12 protein-coding genes are annotated in these 17,178 nt (G+C 30.5%); 10 read left to right on the forward strand and 2 right to left on the reverse strand.

Annotated elements, in window-relative coordinates; all coding sequences use genetic code 11:
- The first annotated feature begins 79 nt into the window (after positions 1 to 79).
- The 10 genes from B3J31_RS12805 to B3J31_RS12850 all read left to right on the forward strand — a co-directional run bounded on the left by B3J31_RS12805 (position 80) and on the right by B3J31_RS12850 (position 15,100).
- Positions 80 to 1,456, forward strand: coding sequence for a sodium-dependent transporter (locus B3J31_RS12805; protein ID WP_150845954.1), 1,377 nt, complete (start codon positions 80 to 82; stop codon positions 1,454 to 1,456).
- Positions 1,457 to 1,565: 109 nt separating this feature from the next.
- Positions 1,566 to 2,117: a 5-formyltetrahydrofolate cyclo-ligase gene (locus B3J31_RS12810; RefSeq protein ID WP_150845955.1), complete on the forward strand. Its 552-nt coding sequence runs from the start codon at positions 1,566 to 1,568 to the stop codon at positions 2,115 to 2,117.
- Positions 2,118 to 2,205: 88 nt separating this feature from the next.
- On the forward strand, positions 2,206 to 3,984 hold the full coding sequence (locus tag B3J31_RS12815; RefSeq protein ID WP_346868130.1) for a peptidoglycan-binding protein: 1,779 nt from the start codon (positions 2,206 to 2,208) through the stop codon (positions 3,982 to 3,984).
- A 164-nt stretch (positions 3,985 to 4,148) separates the two neighbouring features.
- Entirely contained in the window at positions 4,149 to 4,994 is an 846-nt protein-coding gene (locus tag B3J31_RS12820; protein ID WP_346868129.1) for a C39 family peptidase, read from the forward strand.
- Between the two features lie 219 nt (positions 4,995 to 5,213).
- The gene (locus B3J31_RS12825) at positions 5,214 to 5,912 is read left to right on the forward strand and encodes a response regulator transcription factor (RefSeq protein ID WP_346868128.1); all 699 of its coding nucleotides are present in this window, start codon (positions 5,214 to 5,216) and stop codon (positions 5,910 to 5,912) included.
- Positions 5,887 to 8,199 carry a HAMP domain-containing sensor histidine kinase gene (locus B3J31_RS12830; protein ID WP_346874074.1) on the forward strand — a complete coding sequence of 771 codons (2,313 nt, stop codon included), beginning with the start codon at positions 5,887 to 5,889 and terminating at the stop codon, positions 8,197 to 8,199. Before B3J31_RS12825 ends, B3J31_RS12830 begins: the two co-directional genes overlap by 26 nt.
- A gap of 189 nt (positions 8,200 to 8,388) precedes the next feature.
- Positions 8,389 to 12,045 (forward strand): efflux RND transporter permease subunit, encoded by a 3,657-nt coding sequence (locus B3J31_RS12835; RefSeq protein WP_150845959.1) that lies wholly within the window; start codon positions 8,389 to 8,391, stop codon positions 12,043 to 12,045.
- Positions 12,038 to 12,646, forward strand: coding sequence for a TetR family transcriptional regulator (locus B3J31_RS12840; RefSeq protein ID WP_150845960.1), 609 nt, complete (start codon positions 12,038 to 12,040; stop codon positions 12,644 to 12,646). Before B3J31_RS12835 ends, B3J31_RS12840 begins: the two co-directional genes overlap by 8 nt.
- A gap of 87 nt (positions 12,647 to 12,733) precedes the next feature.
- A complete protein-coding gene (locus B3J31_RS12845) occupies positions 12,734 to 13,285 on the forward strand; it encodes a pyruvate kinase alpha/beta domain-containing protein (RefSeq protein WP_150845961.1) in 552 nt (183 codons plus the stop codon).
- Between the two features lie 228 nt (positions 13,286 to 13,513).
- The gene (locus B3J31_RS12850) at positions 13,514 to 15,100 is read left to right on the forward strand and encodes an ABC transporter substrate-binding protein (RefSeq protein WP_150845962.1); all 1,587 of its coding nucleotides are present in this window, start codon (positions 13,514 to 13,516) and stop codon (positions 15,098 to 15,100) included.
- Positions 15,101 to 15,232: 132 nt separating this feature from the next.
- Here B3J31_RS12850 and B3J31_RS12855 read toward each other — a convergent pair whose 3' ends face one another.
- Positions 15,233 to 16,318 (reverse strand): uroporphyrinogen decarboxylase family protein, encoded by a 1,086-nt coding sequence (locus tag B3J31_RS12855; RefSeq protein WP_346874075.1) that lies wholly within the window; start codon positions 16,316 to 16,318, stop codon positions 15,233 to 15,235.
- Positions 16,311 to 16,979, reverse strand: coding sequence for a corrinoid protein (locus B3J31_RS12860; RefSeq protein ID WP_035132322.1), 669 nt, complete (start codon positions 16,977 to 16,979; stop codon positions 16,311 to 16,313). Before B3J31_RS12860 ends, B3J31_RS12855 begins: the two co-directional genes overlap by 8 nt.
- Between the last annotated feature and the right edge of the window lie 199 nt (positions 16,980 to 17,178).

The following is a 17,178-nucleotide window of genomic DNA, read 5'->3' on the forward strand; positions in this document are numbered from 1 at the left end:
TTGAAATTTATAATTATTTTATATATAATTTTAAATTAAATATATTTAAACAATTATCAAATTTGATAGGGGGAAAGTCATGGATAAAAATACGAGTAACAGAGGACAATGGGCATCTAATATAGGTTTTATATTAGCAGCAGCAGGTTCAGCAGTAGGTTTAGGGAATATATGGAAGTTCCCGTATTTAGCAGGTGCCAATGGAGGAGGAGCTTTTGTTGTTATTTACTTGCTTATGATTGTAATCATTGGATCTGTAATTATGCTAGGTGAGATGGCAATAGGACGAAATACTCATTTAAGTTCAGTGGGAGCATATAAAAAGTTAAGTGAAAAGTGGGCCTTTGTAGGGTTTATTGGAGTAGTTGTGGGATTTTGTATACTAGCATTTTATAGTGTTATAGGTGGCTGGGTACTAAATTATATTGGTAAGTATTTAATAGGAGGTATATCAGGAGCAGAAGCAGGAAATTATTTTAGTGGATTCATAGCAAGTACTACTCAACCTATAGTATGGCATTTAGTATTTATGGTTCTTTGCTGTGTAATAGTATTAAAAGGAATAGCTGGAGGTATCGAAAAAGCAAGTAAATTTATGATGCCAGCACTATTTATATTATTAGTTGTAATTGCTATTAGATCAGTAACTTTAGATGGAGCAATGGAAGGAATAAAGTTTTTTATAAAACCAGATTTTTCAAAGGTTACAATTGGAACAGTTATGGCAGCCTTAGGACAGGCATTCTTTTCGTTAAGCTTAGGAATGGGAGCAATAATCACCTATGGTAGTTACTTGGGAAACACAGAAAACTTAGAAAAGAATTCAGTTATTATACCAGCTATTGATACAGTAGTGGCACTTCTTGCTGGATTTGCAGTGTTACCAGCAGTGTTTGCCTTTGGATTTGAGCCGGGAGCTGGGCCAAGCCTCATGTTTATAACGTTACCTTCAGTATTTGATTCAATGCCTTTTGGACAATTTTTTGGTATTTTATTTTTCATATTAATATTATTTGCAGCATTAACATCAGCCATATCCTTACTTGAAGTTGTAGTAGCCTTTGTAATTGATACTTTTAAAATAGAAAGAAAGAAGGCTACTATAATAATATCAATAATTTTATTTTTTATAGGAATACCTTGTTCCTTGGCAAATGGACCAGTTATGAAAGATGTATTAATATTTGGATACAATTTCTTTGACTTTATGAGTTTCTTAGCTGAAAATCTACTTATGCCATTAGGTGGACTTCTAATGTGTATATTCATAGGTTATGTATGGGGTATTGATAATATCTCAGATGAGATTAGTTGTAATGGTAAATATAGATTTAGAAGTAAACCATTCTTTGTAATAATGATAAAATATATTGCACCAGTTTTAATATTCATTATATGGTTAAATGCCATAGGAGTATTACCATATATATTGAAAATATTTGGAATAACATTATAATAAATTTAAAGGAATACTACTAAACAATATTATTGTTTTAAGTATTCCTTTATTTAATGTATTATAAAATATATAAAGATATTAATCGAAGGATAGGAGTAGATTACTAATGAATATAAAAGAAGAAAAAAGGCAGCTTCGTAATGAAATTATGAAACGTATTGCTGAATTATCAAAGGATTATACTTTAGAAGCGGATAAGAAAATTTATGAAAAAGTAATAAATCTTAAGGAGTATAAAGAAGCAAAGGTTATATTTTGTTTTGTAAGTACAGAAGATGAAATTAATACAAGAAATATCATAGAGAATGCACTAGAAAGTGGTAAAAGAGTTGGAGTTCCAAAATGTATAGGTAAGGGGATTATGGAGGTACATGAAATTAAGGGCTATAAATCTTTAAAGGATGGAAAGTATGGGATATTAGAACCTAAGGATGAATGTCCATTAATTAGGTCAGAAGAAATAGATTTTGCTATAATACCTTGTGTTTCTTGTAATAAGGAAGGGTATCGTTTAGGTTATGGAGGAGGATTTTATGATCGTTACTTAGAACATGCTACCTTTAATACAGCTGTTATATGTAGAGAAAAGATTACTTGTGACTATATTCCTTATGATGAACATGATGTGAAAATTCATAAAGTGATTACAGATAGATAAATTAAGATAATTCTATTTTGAAATTTTACTAACATAAATAGCTTTTCTCCATATAATAACTATGGATAATATTTTTTAGGAGAAAATTATGGGAAGAGGTTTTATAAAAGTAGAACTTTTTACTGCAAGAGAGGTGGTACCTGTTTCAGGCGGAAATATATTTATTTTAAAAAGTACTTCAGTAGATTTTGATAAAGGGCGTATATTAACTACAGATTCTAGCGGAATAACGAAAATATTAGAAGTAGATACACCAGATATTGAACTATCAAAAAATAAAGATTCTGAGCAAATACCATATTCAGTATATGATTTATATGTTAGAGCTCCTGGATATAAGGATGCAGTGGTAGAAGGGGTTCAAGTTTTTCCTAATGAAGTATCAATACAACAAGTAGAAATGATACCTACTACAAAGGAAAGAGAATTCTTAGAGGAACTAGAGCATAATTATATTCCACCACATCAGCTTATTGAGGAGATGCCTAGGGTTCAGGTAGAGGAGAAAGAGCCAATTTTTCAAAGCAAGGTGTTGATAAGACCATATATTCCGGAATTTATAACAGTACATTTGGGTGCACCGTCATCCTATGCAGAAAATGTTACTGTAAGATTCCCAGAATATATAAAGAATGTGGCATCTAGTGAAATATATCCTACTTGGCCAGAGGATGCTATAAGAGCCAATATATATTGTCAAATTTCATTTGCATTAAATAGAGTATATACAGAGTGGTATAGAAATAAGGGGTATAACTTTCACATAACTAATTCTACAGCCTATGATCAATACTTTATTAAGGGAAGAAATATTTTTGAAAATATTAGTAGAATTGTAGATGATATATTTAATGAATATATTACAAGGGAAGGTTATATGGAACCACTATTGGCACAATATTGTAATGGCACAACTGTAACTTGTAAGGGGTTATCACAATGGGATACTGTAAAACTTGCTACAGATGGATATGAAACTATGGAGATACTAAAAAATTACTATGGTGATAATATTGAACTAACAAAAACTAATGATATAAGAGGTATAGAGGAATCCTTTGGTGGAACTCCGTTAAAGCTTAATAGTACAGGAAGTGATGTAGAAACAATTCAAAGACAAATAAATAGAATTTCTAATAATTATCCAGCAATACCTAAAATAGAACCTGTAGATGGAGTGTTTGGATCAGAGACAGAATCATCTGTAAAGGCATTTCAAAGAATATTTAATTTATATGCAGATGGAATCGTTGGAAAATCAACTTGGTATAAAATATCAGGAATTTATGTAGGAGTTAAAAGATTAGCAGAATTAGAGTCAGAAGGAGAAAAATTAGAAAGTACAGGAGAGTATCCTGGATATTTATTTAAGCAAGGCTCCACAGGTGATGCTGTATCTCAAATGCAATATTTCTTAAATTTTATATCTCAATATTACAAAGAAGTGCCTCCTATTAATGGAGATAGTATTTTTGGAGTAAGTACCTTAGATTCAGTAATACAATTTCAAAAGAAATTTGGATTAGATGTAGATGGAATAGTTGGAAGGAAAACTTGGGATAAAATATACTCTGTATATAAAGATATAATTAATGGAAGTAATAAGCCAGAAGGCGATGGATATCGATATCCGGGATATATATTAAAACAAGGTTCTAGAGGAAAGGTTATAAGTAAATTACAAACCTACTTAAGTGCTATAGCAGATAAGTATCCATCTATAAAAAAGATAAATGTGGATGGGATTTTTGGAAAGGCAACAAATCAAGCAGTTATGGATTTTCAAAAGTACTTTGAATTGAATTCTGATGGTATAGTTGGGCCATTAACTTGGGAGAAGATTGTACAAGTATATCAAGATATTTAATTTAGGAACAATATGATAATAAGATAAAGCTTATTCTATGGATTTAAATTCTATAGAATAAGCTTTTAATTGTATATAATTTACAATTTGTTTAATTATCCTAATGCTTTTACATAGTATACTATATTTAACAAATAAATCCTTTGGAAAGAAGGTAAAATGCATTGAAGATTATAAAAAGAGTAATAGCTAAGGATAAAAACTATTCAATAAAAGGGAAATCAATAATTCTAAGAGCAGTATTATTTTTTACATTATGCATTTTGACAGTATATATGTCAGCTATTTTAAAATCCTATGCACCAGAGCAGATATCACTATGGAGTTATAAGAAACTAAATAATGAATTAAAAACTCACAAAATTAAAGAACAATCTAATAAAAGCTACAAGCTTATCTCTGTACCATATATAAGTCAAGCTGGAGAATATCCAACGGGATGCGAGGTTGTAAGTACATCCATGTTACTGAAATATTATGGATATAATATATCTGTTGATGAGTTTATAGATGATTATTTAGAGAGCTCATTTTTAGAAGAAGTTAATGGGAAGTTATATGGTCCTAATCCTAATGAAGCTTTTGTTGGAGACCCAAGAAGTGTATATAGTTATGGGTGTTTTGCCCCTGTAATTGTTAATTCATTAAATAAAATCTTAGGAAAAGAGCATTGGGTAAAAAATACCACAGGAAGTGAGTTTAATGAACTTATAGAAAATTATATAGATAAAGACATACCTTTGTTAGTTTGGACAAGTCTCAATTTACTTCCTACTGAATCAGGTGCAGAATGGTATCTGCGAGAATCAGGGGAGAAGTTTCAGTGGATAAGTAATGAGCATTGTATGGTACTTGTAGGTTATGATAAAGATAAATATTATTTTAATGATCCCTATGAAGGTAATGGGGTAGTTGGCTATGATAAGAAGTTAGTTGAAAAAAGATTTAAGGAATTGGGAGACCAATCAATAGTTATTTTAAATAATAAGTTAATTAATAGATTATATTAACATAAACATGGAGCCTATACTTTAAGAATATTAAAGTATAGGCTCCATGTTTTATAAAAGTTAATGAATTATTTTCATAGCTACTGTTCTTATTATGTGAACATATTGTAAGAATTTCTTAAGGTTTATATAGACAATTATTTAATATTTCAAGGGTAATATAGAAGTATAGCTTGAGAGAAGTCATGGTATAATTAATATGAAGTGGAGGGAAGTACAATGAATTACAATATATTAGTAGTTGATGATGATAAAGAAATAGTAGATGCCATTGAAATATATCTCTCAAACGAAGGATTAAAAATATATAGAGCTTGTGATGGGATTGAAGCTTTAGAAGCTTTAGTAGATAAGGAAATACATCTTATTTTGATGGATATAATGATGCCAAGGATGGATGGAATTAGAGCAACTCTTAAAATTAGAGAAGAAAAAAATATTCCAATAATTCTTATCTCTGCAAAGTCAGAGGACACGGATAAAATCTTAGGGTTAAATATGGGAGCAGATGATTATATAACAAAACCTTTTAATCCTTTGGAGTTAATTGCAAGGGTTAAATCACAACTTAGAAGATATGTGACCTTAGGTAATTTTAACAAAGAAGAAGAAAAGGAAGTTTTAAAAAGTGGGGGATTAGAACTAAGCACTAAAAATAAGGAAGTATTTGTAGATGGTGAAAGTATAAAACTAACACCTATAGAATTTAAAATTTTAGAATTATTGCTTAAGAATAAAGGAAGAGTATTTTCCATGGAAGAAATATACGAAAGAGTTTGGAATGAAACTAGCTACAATGTAGATAATACTGTAGCTGTGCATATAAGAAGGATTAGAGAAAAAATTGAAATTAATCCAAAGGAACCAAAATATTTAAAGGTGGTGTGGGGGATTGGATACAAAATCGACAAGTGTTGATGAAAAGGATAGAGAGTATGAAGAAATGGTAAAAGACTGCAGAAGAATAAAAATAGCAAAGACTATAGCTATTATAATAACTGTAGTAATGGTCTCCATATCCCTAATTTCTTTTAAAGATATTAGAGTTAATAGTGGTATTTTTGATGAAAGAAGTCTGTATGGAAGTAAATTTTTAGGAAGTGAAATAAATTCTTTTACAGAAAAGATTCTTGAAGTAATGGAACTTTATAAAACAGAAGATTATATTAAGGAAATAAAAAACTTAACCCAGGAAGAAATTCAATGGAAAAAAGAAATTATAAGAAAGAAGATTCAAGAAGAGTATGATAATGAGCGAAGTAAGTTACATGAAAAATACACTAACAATTGGGATGAAGAGAAGGTTAACAAAGAGGAAGAAGCTATCTATAAAAGTATAGAGGAAAAGTACAATTATAGTGATGAAGAACTAAAAAAGTTAATAGTTGAAGAAAAATTGGTGAATTACAATAGGTATATTAAGACTTTGGATAGCTATTCAAATTTAAGGTACATTGCCTATGATAAAGCTAATGACATATGGCTTACCAACTATAAACAAGGTAAGGATGCCGTTGCAGAGTTAAAGAAAAATAGTGGCTATTTTTCAGAATATCATATTTCTAGCGGAGTAGAAAATAAAAATATATTTATTAATGGAGAACTTATTAAAGATAAGGAAGTAAATGAATATGGTAACTACAGGGAAGGTTATGGTGCTACTGTAGTAGTTAAACATAGTTATAATGAGAATGGTAATAGTTATACTAATGAAGAGAGTTTTAGAGTAAAGGGAGACTTGGATATATATGTAGCAGTCCCAAGTAAACTAGTAGCTGGAGATAGCATATATAATACCTATGAAAAATTTCTGCAAGCTAATTCTATTGTAGATACAGAAATAGGAATTTTGGTAGCCTCCTTATTTGGGCTAGTAATTATGATTTTTGTCCTTAGAAAGTTTAGATTTAAGCCATGCTATTCAAATAGAATAGTAGAAAAATTGAAAAATATGCCTTTAGAATTTAAGTTATTAGGTATATTAATGGGATGGATATCTTATCATATGTTTTTTACACATAATTGGAGTAATGAATATAGATACACCATAAATATTAATAATATAATGGTGGTAACACTAATTTTGATAGCTTATTACTTAATTATCAAAGCCTTACTTCAAAATTATAAGGAGAATACACTTCTTAAGGATAGTTATGGAGTAAAACTTTATAATCATTTATGTATAGCTATGGAAAAAGGTACTTTAGGAAGAAAATTAGTACTGATTATAGGCGTATATGTAGCTATTTGTACTAGTGTATCTTTAATATTAATGGTTATAGTAGGAGCAGCAGGAGCAGTTATTGCCCTTGGCTTTGATATAGTTGCTACAGCAATTGTTATATATAAATTAGTAAAAGAGTTTGCTTATTTAAATAAAATAACTAATGGTGCTAAGCTTATTTCAGAAGGAAAAATTAATGATGATATATCAGAAGAGGGTAAGGGAGCATTAAGAGATCTTGCTCATAGTATAAACAATATGAAGCAAGGACTGAGAAAATCTATAGAAAATGAGAATAAAAGTGAGAAAATGAAGACAGAGCTTATTTCAAATGTATCTCATGATCTTAAAACTCCATTAACATCAATTATTAATTATGTAGATTTACTTAAAAGAATGGGCATTGAACCAGAAGAAGCAAGAGCCTATGTAGAAGTATTAGATAGAAAATCTCAAAGATTAAAGATATTAATAGAAGACTTATTTGAGGCTTCAAAGGCTGCCAGTGGAGCTATGCAGTTAAATTTTGAAAAAATAGAGTTAAATGCTTTAATAAAGCAGACGTTAGGAGAAGCAGAGAATAGAATTAAAGAAGCAAATTTAGATTTTAAAACCAATATACCATCAGAAAAAATATATATTAATGCTGATGGGAGAAAAATTTGGAGAGTATTTGAAAACCTAATTTCTAATGCTATAAAATATTCCCTAAAAAGCACTAGAGTTTATGTAGATGTAAAATCTGAAAATGGTAAGGTATATATAACAATGAAAAATATATCAGCTTATGAATTAAACTTTGATGCTAGTGAGATTACAGAAAGATTTAAAAGAGGAGAAGAATCAAGAAATACAGAAGGCTCAGGCTTAGGTTTAGCCATTGCAAAAAGCATAATAGAACTTCATCATGGAACTTTAGAAATAGGTATAGATGGGGATTTATTTAAGGTGACTGTTGAGTTTAATATTTATGAATAATACATCCTAAAAAATATATAAAGAGAATATACTGTTTGAACATAGATTAAGTACTTTAGTAAGTATTTAGTCTATTTTTAAGCAGCTTTTTAATGCCATGAACTTATTGTAGCTATATGTAATATATGGTATAATATCTGGTGACTGGACGGTCAGTCATTTAAATTTAATAATAATGGGGGTACTAAAGTGTTATCAAAATTCAGCGTGAAGAAACCTATGACAGTTATAGTAGGGGTTGTACTGGTTATTATTCTTGGAATTATATCTTTTACGTCAATGACTACTGATTTATTACCTAGTATAGATTTACCTTATGTAGCAGTAATAACTGCCTATCCTGGTGCAAGCCCAGAGAAAGTTGAGCTTACTGTAACAAAGCCATTAGAACAAGTGTTATCTACTACTAGTGGAGTAGAAGAAATTAATAGTATTTCTAGTGAAAACTCAAGCATGGTTATTATTCAATTTACTCAAGGGACTAATATGGAAAGCGCTATGATTGAGATGAATGGAAATGTTGATATGGTTAAATCCCAACTTGATGATGAAGTGGGGACACCTATGCTAATAAAGATAAATCCAGATATGCTACCAATTGTAGTTGCTAGTGTAGACTTTGATGGAAAAGACATTACTGAAACATCAAAGAAAGTAACAGAGGAGATTATACCTGAATTTGAACGATTGGATGGAGTAGCATCTGTTTCTGGTACAGGGATAATTGAGGAAAGTTTACAAATCTCTCTGAAGCAAGAAAAAATAGATAAGCTTAATAATAGAATTCTTAAATCTATTGATGGAAAACTATCTCAAACTAAAGCAGAATTAGATAAAGCTGAAAAAGCTTTGCAAGATGGTAAAGTTAAGTTTAATGAAGAAAGTGATAAGCAGAAGGAAAAGTTATTGGAAGGTAGTATGAGCCTTTCTTCCGGAAAATCTCAAGTTGAGCAAGGGTTAAAATTATTAATCCAAGGTCAAGAAGGATTAGAAAAAAAGCGTGATGAGATTAAAAAGGAAAAGGAAAATCTAGAGAAAGTTATAGAAGAGCAAATAAAGGCAGGAGAAGAAACTTCAGCAGAAGAAAAGTTAAAATTAACACAACTATCTATAACTTTAGAAGCTACTAATAAAAGTATTGAAGAGATTTTAAAGCAAAAGAAGGAATTAGAGAAGAAGTTATCAGAAATTATAGGGGGAGAAAAACAATTAGAAGCTGGAAAGGCCACCCTTAACTCTGAGTTAGCCAAGGCACAACTTCAACTAGAAGAAAGTGAAGAGGCTATTAAGAAAGGAAAAGAAGAATTTAAAATTGCAGAAGAAAATGCTTATAAAAAAGCAGGATTAGATGGAGTGATTTCCCAAAGTTCATTAAGTAGTATATTAGCAGCAGAAAACTTTTCCATGCCAGCTGGATATATTACAGAAAATAAACATGAGTATTTAGTTAAGGTAGGAGACCAATTTTCAAATATAGATGAAATAGAAAATTTAGAATTGATAACCTTGGATATAGAGGGTATTGGTACAGTAAAGCTTAAAGATGTGGCAGATATAGGATTTATAAATAATTCCCATGACATGTATGCAAAAATTAATGGTAATGATGGTATTTTACTTTCTTTCCAAAAACAAAGTACAGCTTCCACTGCTGAAGTATCCCATGATATAAATAAAACTATCAAAAAATTATTAAAAGAAAATCCAGATATGCATATAAATCAGCTTAGTGATCAAGGAATGTATATTGATATTGTAATAAATTCTGTATTAAATAACTTAATTTTAGGAGGAATTCTTGCAATAGTAATATTACTTGTTTTTTTAAGAGATATAAAACCAACATTTATTATAGCAATGAGTATACCTGTAAGTTTATTATTTGCAATAGGTCTAATGTATTTTAGTGGAGTTACTATGAATGTGATATCTTTAGCAGGACTAGCGTTGGGAGTTGGTATGTTAGTAGATAATAGCATTGTAGTAATTGAAAATATATATAGATTAAGAAGTGAAGGTATGTCTTCGGCTAAGGCTGCCGTTTATGGTGCAGCTCAAGTTTCAGGAGCAATATTTGCATCTACTTTAACAACAATTTGTGTATTCTTACCTATTGTATTTACTCAAGGAATATCTCGACAACTGTTTACTGACATGGGACTAACAATTGCGTATTCATTAATTGCTAGTTTAATTATAGCCCTAACCTTGGTGCCTACTATGTCATCTACTATGCTAACCAATACTAAAGAAAAGCCCCATAAACTTTTTGATAAAATTGTAGGTATTTATGTAAAGTTACTAGATAAAGCCCTTAACCATAAGATTATAATTATAGGTTTAGTGGTAGTATTATTAATTTCTAGTGCTTATAGTGCTTTTTCTATGGGGACAGCATTTATGCCAGAGGTTGATAGTAATGAGATAATGGTATCAATAGAAATGCCTAAGGAAAGTACTACCATAGATGCTAGAGAAATGAGTAATAAAGTAATGGATATAATCCTTACAATACCAGATGTTAAAACAGTAGGTGCTATGCAAGGTGGAAATGGCTCCATGGGCATTTTAGGTGGTAATGGTAGTAATAAAGCTGTATCTATGTATATAATTTTAAAAGACGAAAGAAGTAACACTAGTCAACAAGTGGCTACTAGCATAGATGAAAAGACAAAGGACTTAAATTGTGATATAACTGTAAATTCATCTAATATGGATATGTCAGCTATGGGTGGGTCAGGTATAGAAATTCTTGTTAAAGGTAATGACTTAGATAAACTTAAGGAGATAGCTACTGATTTAACAGGAATTTTAGAAAACACTGAAGGAACAATTGATATATCAAATGGCCTAAAAGATGCATCAGAAGAGACTAGAATTACAGTTGATAAAAATAAGGCACTTAAATATGGTCTTACTGTAGCACAAGTATATCAACAAGTGGCTACAGCTATTAAGAATGAAACTAAATCAACTAATATTACCATTAACTCTAATGAATATCCTGTAATAGTTGTAACTGAGTCGAAGGAAGAATTAACAAGGGAAACATTGAAGGATTATACTATAAAAGCTACAGTTAATGGTGAAGAAAAGGAAGTATCCCTTAAGGATATATCTACAATTTCAGAAGACCAGGCATTAGCTTCTATTAATCATAAGAATCAAGTACGAAGTATGTCAGTTACTGCGGGTATAGACAATGAACACAATATTGGACTTGTCAGTAGAGATGTAGAAAGCAAAATAAGTTCTTATAAATTACCTGAGGGATACACCATAGATATTACTGGAGAAAGTGAAACTATTAATGAAACCTTAGGAGATTTAATAAAAATGATTTCACTAGCTATTGTTTTAATATATTTAATAATGGTAGCTCAATTTCAGTCATTATTATCACCATTAATAGTAATGATTACTATACCTCTAGCGTTTACAGGAGGACTCTTAGCATTAGTAATAACTGGTTTCGAGATAAGTATGATTTCCATGTTAGGTTTTCTTGTATTAGCAGGAATTGTAGTTAACAATGGTATAGTTTTTGTTGATTATGTAAATCAATTAAGGTTACAGGGTGTGGATAAAAGAAGTGCTTTAATTGAAACTGGAAAAGCTCGTATTAGACCTATACTTATGACAGCATTAACTACTATTTTAGGACTTTCAACCCTTGCTATGGGAATAGGAATGGGAGCAGATATGATTCAACCAATGGCTATTGTGACCATAGGAGGATTAACCTATGCTACACTATTAACATTATTTATTGTTCCTATTATATACGACATATTGCATAGGAAGGCTTTAGTAGTAGTAGAAGTTGAGGAGGGTAAAAATGTTTGATAATAACTATGGTAAAAGAGAAATAGATATATTTAATGCTGTAATAAAGCTTATTAATGAAGGCATAGACCTTCATTCAGTAAAAGCTGCTGATATTGCAGAAGCAGCTGGTATAGGAAAAGGAACCCTGTATAATTATTTTAAGTCTAAGGAAGAAATACTAGCAAAGGCTATTATATATAATATAGAAATTCAATTTAATGAAGTATTTAGCATAGTTAATAAAGCTCAGGGATTTAAAAATAAATGTTATGGTTTATTTAAATTAATAGAAGAAAATTCTAGAAGCAAAAACTCAAACTTTATCCTGGCTTTATCAAGTATTGAAACAGATAAACTAAGACAATATTTAGAAGAAGGTAACCAAATTTTTATAAAGCGAAAGGAAGAAATGTCTGACGCTGTAAGAAGGTTAATGGAAGTTGGAATAGATGAGGGTATAGTTAAAGCACAAGAAAATAGAGAGTATGAATATTATGTATTTATAAGTGCTATGTTAGGATATTCAAATTATTTTTGTTCTACATTAAACCTTGAAGCCATGGATATAGAAAAGATAAAAGAAAATGCTTACACTTTGATTTTAAAGTCGTTAAGTTAAAGGATTTTAATTAGGATAGAATTATTAGCAAAGAGGATATATGTTATAATTTAAATATATTATATGTAATTTGGGGAGGAAGTTAGTATGTATTTTGAAAAACCAGGAAAACAGAATACTAAAGATACATTAGAGAGTGCATTAAAAACGGCTCGTAAAAGGAGTATTAAGACTATAGTAGTACCTACTAGTACAGGGAATACTATAGAGGAGCTTCTTAAGTTAGATATAGATGGAATAAACATAGTATGTGTTACACATGTTAATGGGTTTAAAGAACCCGGAGTTCAAGAAATTTCTGCAGAAAAACTAGAATTATTTAAAAGTAGAGGAATTAAGGTTGTAACTACAACCCATGTGCTTAGTGGAGCAGAGCGTGGACTTTCACGTAAGTTTGGAGGAGTAAATCCTGTAGAAATAATTGCATACTCCCTACGTATGTTAGGTCAAGGTACTAAAGTAGCAGTTGAAATAGCAGTAATGGCTTTAGATAGTGGTGCTATAGGATATATGGAGCCCATTATAGCTTTAGGGGGAACAGGCCTAGGAGTAGATACTGCCATCATTATGCGTACGTCTCATGGTTCTAATATTTTAGATTGTAAAATAGATGAATTTATTTGTAAACCAAGTTTATAGTATAATTTTATTTAACTTATTTTAAACTCAATATTCCATTAAGTTTATAGAACTGTCTCAAAACAATTTACTAATATAAGATGTAATTTGTTTTGAGATAGTCTTTTTTTCAGGGTAGGTTTCATAGTAGTCCTTTATTTTAAGAATAATTTATTTTTATGCTTAAAATTAGTCTAAAGTGCAAAAGCTAAAGTAAAATAATTTATGTTTTATATCAAGGAGGACATTATGAAACTTAAAAGAATGATTTCTATGTTATTAATAATTATAAGTATAATGAATTTTACTGGGTGCGGTAATTTAAAAGGTCCTAAAAATGATGAAGGGCAAATATCTACTACGGCTGGAGGAAATATAATTGTTCCAGTAACAGAGAAACCAGAAATAGTAAACCCTGCATTTACCAATGTAGGAGAGGTTCAGCTAGTGTCTAATATAATTTATTCTCCACTTTTTTCTTATGGAGACGGAGATGTTAAAACTTATCTAGCAGAGTCCGTTGACGTTAAGGATAATAAGGAGATAACTGTTAAGTTAAAGGAAAATCTAAAATGGCATGATGGTAAACCAATAAATGCAGATGATTTGGAGTATACAATAAACCTGATTTTAGATGAGAATCAGGATTCACCCTTAAAAGAGTATTTAATTATAGATGAAAAGCCTATAAAAGCAGAAAAATTAGATGAATTAACTATTAAAATAACCCTTCCAGTTGAGAACTCAATGTTTTTATATAATCTTTCCAAGGTGGTTCCTATTCCTAAGCATATTTATAAAAATGAAGATATAGTTGCCACTTCAGAGAGAAATAAGACACCTATAGGATCTGGGCCCTTTAAATTTAAAGAATGGACTAAAGAAGATAGTATGGTTTTAGAAAAATATGATGATTATTATTCAGGAAGTCCTAAGGCTGATTTCATAACAATAAAAGTATTTTCATCAGAAGAAGCTGCAGAGGAGGCTTTTAATAAGGGAGAGTTAACCATAGTTAAAGCAAGCCCAGAATTATATGATAAAGCCTATAAGGGAGAAGAGTTGCAATCTTATACCTTTAGCCAAGGAAGATTAAACTATATAGTTTTTAATCAAAATGTTAGTTCAATGCAAAATATAGTATTTAGAAAAGCACTATCCTATGCTTTAGATAGAAAAGGAATGATAGTTGCAGCCTATGGAGAATCAGGTGCAGAGAAGGTAGAAGAAGGGAATTCAATTTTAATTAAAGAGGCAGAACTATACATAGAAGATGAGGTAGAAGTATATAATCATGATATAGAGAAGTCTAAAGCATTAATAGAAGAAAGCGGAGTTGCTATAAATAACCTTAAGTTAGCATATAATACAGAAGCTTTTGCTCATAAGGAGTATGCAGAAATTGTACAGAAACAATTGAAAGACATAGATATAGAGGTTGACATAGTACCTTATGAAAATGTAGATTTTTATAACAAGTTATATAGTAAAGATGATGAATGTGCTTTATACATTAGTGGATATTCTTTAGGATTAGCTCCAGAAGATTATAGAAAGATGTTTGAAACAGGCTCTTACTATAATCAAATAGGATATACTAACTTTAAAGTAGATAATTTATGGAAGGTAGGGGCAGAAGAGGTAGATGCAGATAGAAGAAAAGCAATTTATCGAGATATACAACGTCAGATTGCATCAGATGCAGCAATTTATGCTATAGATTATGAACAAAACCTTATGGTAGCACAAAAAAAACTAGATGGAGTACCAGAAGCTAAACCTACAGCTAATATACTTTTTGAAGATTGGTCAAAGTTACATTTAAATAATAAATAAACTACATGTAATTTAAGCGCTGAAACTTACCTAATAGTTATAAGAAAGATTACTTTCAACAATGTAAGGAAATTTCAGCGCTGATTTAATTTTGAATATTTTAAAACTCATTTATAAACCAATAGGATACATTTAAATACCACCATACTTTTTAATAAGAAAATCTATTTTTTCTGGATCTATAGGCCATCCAAGTTCTCTAGTAACATCCAGCATAGCATGGATATTATCCATAGGAGTTTCAACAGGAAGTCCACATCCAGACATTACCGAATAGCCTTTAGGACTATCATAACCATCCCTTATACATATTAATGTAGCTACCTTAACTTCATTAGGAGTACCACTATACATTACAGTAGAAGGATCTACATTTCCCATGATTTTTATTTGGTTTCCTATAGTTTCTTTACACTTTGATAGGCTTACTACATTATCTATGCTAAATGCACTGAAGCCTAAGTCTACTATATCTTGCCAAATAGGATCTGTTTTTCCACAAATATGAACAGAAGGAGTTGAACCTTTATCTTTTATGAAGTTAACTAATTGTTCCATATATGGCGTACAGTATTTTCTGAAATGAGTAGGGCTAATAACAGTGGACGATGCCATAGGTTCACAGATGCTAATTCCAACGCCTTGTTTTAGAGATTCTTTCACAAAAGAAATACAACTATCAAGAGAAATTTTGCATAGTTTATGAACGGCTTCAGGATTTCTTATCATGAGTTTGGTCATTTCTTGAACACCAATTAAGAAACATGCATTAGTGAATGGTCCTACTATTGCTGCACTACAAGGAACTTCAGAACCTATAGCATCTTTTACGATTTTCATAGCTTCTATATGAATAGGAAGCCTTCCATCCTTTAATGGGTTTACAGGGGTAAGTTTACTTAGTTCATCTATAGATTTAATTGCTGGTTCAAGTAGGTCTACAGTATTATCCTCTGGATATTTCATTTTTGCACCCATGGCTTCTGAAATGATAAATAAATCTGTAAATATTTTAGCACCATCTCCACCAAATCTTTTGTAGGTTTCTATAACTGCATGGGATAGAGCTTTACTACTATGATTAAACTCAGAAATTTTTAATCCTGCTACCCTTGCGATACCGTTGGAAAGATTTGGATTGCATTGTATTCTATCGATAGTGTTTCCTTGAGAAATTGCTATAGCCCTTTCCATAGGAGTCATTTTATCTTTAAACATTAGCTACATTCCTCCTTGAAACAAGGTCTTTGGCTAAACGAGCAGCCTTTGAAGCCTCTACTTCATAACCATCTGCCCCTATTTTATCTGCAAAGCTTTGAGAGATGGGTCCACCACCTATCATGACTACAACATCATCTCTAAGTCCAGCATCATTTAACATATCAATAACTACCTTCATATTATCCATAGTTGTAGTCATTAAAGTAGACATTCCAACTAATGTAGCTTTTGTTTCTTTTACTTTATTTATGAATTCCATAGGAGGAACATCTCTTCCTAGGTCATATACTTCAAAACCACAGGTTTCAAGCATAATTTTGAATAAATTTTTACCTATGTCATGGGTATCGCCCTCTACTACACCCACAACAGCCTTATGTTTTATCTCATTAGAAGCAAATTTTAGATGAGGTCTAAACTTATCCATACCTGCATACATAGCATCAGAACACATAAGTAGCTCAGGAATATAATACTCCTCTTCCTCATATAAAATTCCTGCCTTATCCATTCCTACAGCTAAACCAGAAGCTATTCCATCATAGGCATCATATCCTAGATTTAGGTATTCGTCAGCTTTAGCTCTTACTAAATCTTCATCCATATCAAGGACGCTGTTACATAGAGCATCTAAAAGTAAATTTTTCTTTTCGTCCATTTTCACACACACCTTTTTGTTTTATTGTAGGTTTCTATAAATTCATAAAAAAATAAATTTATATCCAAGTATATAATAATATTTTTTTTAGAATAATTTAGCATTATTTGAAATAACTATTAGTTAAATTTATTTATTTAAAATTCTAACTAAAAATAATGAAGAATTATCAAAATATATGTCAACGATTTTTGACTTT

The sequence above is a fragment of the Clostridium sp. UBA5988 genome (assembly GCF_002435615.1).
In the GTDB taxonomy this organism is placed as follows: Bacteria; Bacillota; Clostridia; order Clostridiales; family Clostridiaceae; genus Clostridium_J; species Clostridium_J sulfidigenes.